Raw genomic sequence first — 3,699 nt, 5'->3', positions numbered from 1 at the left:
CTTGATAGTGATGGGGTAGCACCACACATCCATCAAGTTAAGAATTTTATAACATCGCAAAACAAAAAAATGTACATTTTCACATGAAGATGTACATTCTCTCATTTTGGAGATATTTGTATTTCTTATCTTGATAGCCATATGTGTACTACCAAGTATAGAACGGTACCTTTTATATATTTTCTTTCGTAATATTAACCCCATATTCTCTATAAAAATCTATAATTGCAGATGCATTCACACCCAAATCTAATAGATTTTCCGGAAAGTAAATTTCAGAATCCGGAACCACAATATCAGATGTTTGTAAAATTTTCTCTGCTTGGACAGCTGCTCCTAAAGCCGTAAGATGTGTCTGTCCTAACGGATCGGATATGTTCACACATCGTCTATGCAATACACCATTAGCATCATAACCTTTAAGGTGAATAACTATGTTATGTGCACTTCCCCTTCCAGGTTTATAGAGAATGTTCTTCCGTAAATCGTTAAATTTTTCTCCACTAATCATTTTCCAAATTCCTGTATTCACCAGAGAAACCAGTCCATATGTAGATATTTTACTATCAAAAGCAATACGAAAGTTAGCCGAAACAGCATGAATTGATTCTGGCAGTGTTACGTGATCAGGAGTATCCAAACGATAACATTTGGTTATATAACCGTTAGGAAAGCGGACTTTGATTGGATTAGTCATTGGATAAGCCTGTCGCATTCCCTCTCGAGCTTTGACTTCAAACGGAATAGTTAACCGATCCATATATGCTGTTGAATTTGGTCCTGCTTTGTCTTGAAGAGAATATAGTGCGTTGATATCAACCGTAACCTCTTGAAGATCTTTTGAATAAATTTTAGCAAAAAGGGCTGCTGTCCCCCCCATCCACCCTGAAGCTAATACAACAGGGGATTGGACCTCAACATTTTTTAATCGATCAATAGAACTCTTAAAGCTTTCAGTCCAACGAGTAATGTCAACCAATGGAATTTTTTTTCGAACTGCAGATAGAAGTAGTCTATCTTGCGGGTCATTAACCGCATTAACAATTAATGTGAAATTATCATCCAAATTTCTTAGCGGATCATCTGTTGTGTTGTCTATCTTGACTATTTTTACTCTCTCTGATTCAAAAGGTAACGCTTTCCCTAAGGTTCTTCCTCCTAATCTAATTTCCAAATCAGGATGTCGATTATGTAAAATTTGAGCAATTTGACTACCAACAACTCCATACCCACCAACAATTAATACTGTTTTCTTATTCATCTGAAACCTCCATTTTAATTAGCATGAGATCATAAGTTTAAATGATTAAAAACTTAAACACATTAACGTAATGTCGCTAAAAAAAGGGACAAAGGTGTCCCTAAACTATAAATGAGTACCTAATTCTTACATTCATCTTCAACTAAAGAAACAAGTTCTTTTAAAAGATTTATTGTTTCATTAAATTCAAGACAATAATACATTTCAGTGCCTTTTTTCTGAACTTGAAGTAACCCTGATTGTTTCAATATTTTCAAATGATGAGATACAGTAGGTCTTGACATGGGAATATGCTCCGCAATTTGCGTCACATTCAAGCTATCTTTATCAATTAAAAGCGATACAATTTGCTGACGAGTTGGATCTCCCAACCCTTGAAAACATGGTCTTAAATTTTCTAAAATATGCATTACTTTATCATTACAGCTCATTTTACTGACATTACCTTCCGTTTAAGAATTTAATCATTTAAACGTATTATAAATTACATTACTATCTAATGCAATAAAGAAGTAGCACCAACTTTAAGTATAAATATAGATTGTTTCATAAACAGTCATTTTCGATTTTTCAGATTTGTAAAAATGTCGGTTCTTTTTTCCTGTAACAATCGCCAAATCCATTTCAGCTACAACCAGGACAAATCCACGAAATTCACGAATCCTATATCGTATTGTATCAAGAGCTTCCAACTCAAGTAATCCTGCTTCGCCTGTTTATCCTCCTACAGAAAAACGGCGAAAGTTCCACTGTTATAAGAAAAAGACAGTCTTTAATATTTTAGGTGTTGTCTATAATTGTACTGTGTGTCACAAGAAAACAGCATAGCAATAAATAAAATGACCTAAATTCTCATATATGACTGTTGTAGTGATATAAAATTTTTGTTTTAGGGATACTTCAAAATATTCCTTAAGTTGATGGATGTGGGGTACCGCCAACCAAATGACATAAAACCCACGCTAATACATTTATTGGAGGTTTTAAGTTGGATTTTCCTTCGCTAAGATGAAATCACCTCAATAAAATAGAGAATAAGGTTACCTAATTTCAAAATTAAACGTTTTGATTTTTATAATCACGAACAAACTTTTCCATAGTAAGAGGACTTCTCCCAATTAAGTTTAATAAAACAAGCGTTATTCTTTTAGCTAATCCTAATTTAGCTGTTATATATACCTATCATCACCATGATGTAATCTGATTTAAATTCTTTTTGAAACATTCGTTTTCTTAATTTTAATATACTAGGGTTCGTATAGGTTATTTTTTGTTTGGTTTCCTTTGAAATGATATCTGCAACTTCATAGTTAGTTGTTCTGAGATACCGCTAACCAAAATCTCACTTTAAATCTCACTTGGAATATAATGAATCACCCTGCATGCAAGGAGATAACTGTATGAGTCACAAGGTTGATGATTGTCACAAGAAAAAGGATACGAATGTACCTATTGGTTTTTGTGAAAAATGTTTACAACCCAAAATGAATTGTCGTTGTTGCGTAACCTGTGCACCACAACCATGTCGATGCCAACAACAAATTAGAAAGTAGTGAAAACGCAGGAAAGATTAATTGTTTATCAATCTTTATTATAAAACGATTCTTTATGGGCATGCACCTTTTTACAATCACCAAGATTTACAACATGACGAGTATCTTCATCCATGAATGTTATTCTGTATTTACTGAGGTTAGTTTCTTTATTTAGGCTAACTAACATATTGTATGCCTCAGTATCTATTTTATAAAAAAGAAAATAGATGTAACGGTCCCCCTTTTAATAAAAAGTTCCTATAAAAATATAGCGCTCTTAAAAAGTTTTGTTACAAATTTATTATGTTTGACTTAAAAAAGGAAAGTAATATTTATTTGTAGAAAATTTTAAGAGTAAAAATAGAATGACTATCTGTGATAAGAAATGGGGGGACTTTTATGCTAACAAATGATTTAGATTTCCGATTAGAACCACGTTTAAAAGAACTGTATGAACAACATAAAATAAGAGCGCAGAAGATAGACTGGGGTTATCATGAGTTTTTACCATGGGATAAGGGAATGGACTTTAAAAGAGTTCCTTGGGATGAAAGTCAAGTTACTCTTCCTTCTGGTGTAATTACAGCCATTGAAACAGCTTTATTAACAGAAGTGAATTTACCTTGGTTTACAACGTATTTATCTGCGACTTTTAAAGGGTCCCTTTCTGTTATTACAGACTTTATTCATACTTGGACCTCAGAAGAGGATCAACATTCTAATTTATTGGAGACATATTTACTACTCACTCGAAGTGTGAACCCTAAACGTATACATGAATTAAGAAAGTCAGTCGTTGAGGGTGGATTTGAGCCTGATTTTCATACACCAATCGAAGCCATGACGTATACGACGCTACAAGAACTTGCAACGATGGTGTTTTACAATAATGTAGCTAAGGTT

At 33.3% G+C, this 3,699-nt stretch carries 3 protein-coding genes and 1 pseudogene; 1 reads left to right on the top strand and 3 read right to left on the bottom strand.

Annotation, left to right across the window (positions count from 1 at the left end; translation table 11 throughout):
- Positions 1-172: 172 nt before the first annotated feature.
- The 3 genes and pseudogenes from COI75_RS17105 to COI75_RS27685 all read right to left on the bottom strand — a co-directional run.
- The gene (locus COI75_RS17105; RefSeq protein ID WP_098448512.1) at positions 173-1,261 is read right to left on the bottom strand and encodes a saccharopine dehydrogenase; all 1,089 of its coding nucleotides are present in this window, start codon (positions 1,259-1,261) and stop codon (positions 173-175) included.
- Between the two features lie 119 nt (positions 1,262-1,380).
- The gene (locus COI75_RS17100; RefSeq protein WP_098448511.1) at positions 1,381-1,692 is read right to left on the bottom strand and encodes an ArsR/SmtB family transcription factor; all 312 of its coding nucleotides are present in this window, start codon (positions 1,690-1,692) and stop codon (positions 1,381-1,383) included.
- A 625-nt stretch (positions 1,693-2,317) separates the two neighbouring features.
- A pseudogene (locus tag COI75_RS27685) lies at positions 2,318-2,576 on the bottom strand (SDR family NAD(P)-dependent oxidoreductase); the annotation flags it as partial.
- Positions 2,577-3,195: 619 nt separating this feature from the next.
- Between COI75_RS27685 and COI75_RS17090 the strand changes: the two are divergent.
- Positions 3,196-3,699, top strand: a 504-nt coding sequence (locus tag COI75_RS17090) for an acyl-ACP desaturase (protein WP_176535592.1), incomplete at its 3' end; no start/stop codon positions are given.

Origin of the sequence: Bacillus cereus, assembly GCF_002564555.1 — a bacterium.
Classification (GTDB): domain Bacteria; phylum Bacillota; class Bacilli; order Bacillales; family Bacillaceae_G; genus Bacillus_A; species Bacillus_A cereus_K.
The sequence above is the reverse complement of the archived record's forward strand: the minus strand, read 5'-3'. Positions and strand labels throughout refer to the sequence as shown.